The following is a 271-nucleotide window of genomic DNA, read 5'->3' on the forward strand; positions in this document are numbered from 1 at the left end:
GCGTGCCGAAGAACGTGAGGAAGATCAGGCGCCAGCTGTAGAAGCTGGTCAGCAGTGCTGCGAACACGCCAATGGTGAAGGCAAACTGGCCGACCTGGGTTCCGCTCGCGAACGCAGCTTCGATGATGCCGTCCTTCGAATAGAAGCCGGCAAAGCCTGCGACGCCGACGATACCGACGCCGGTGATCGCGAGCGTGCCCGCCATCATCGCCCAGAAGGTCAGCGGGATGTGCTTACGAAGGCCGCCATAATAGCGCATGTCCTGCTCGTG

At 61.6% G+C, this 271-nt stretch carries 1 protein-coding gene; it reads right to left on the minus strand.

Annotated elements, in window-relative coordinates; translation table 11 throughout:
* On the minus strand, positions 1–271 hold a 271-nt coding region (locus SB754_RS20400), incomplete at both ends, for a proton-conducting transporter membrane subunit (protein WP_410784183.1).

The organism is Leifsonia sp. SIMBA_070 (assembly GCF_046534635.1).
In the GTDB taxonomy this organism is placed as follows: domain Bacteria; phylum Actinomycetota; class Actinomycetes; order Actinomycetales; family Microbacteriaceae; genus Leifsonia.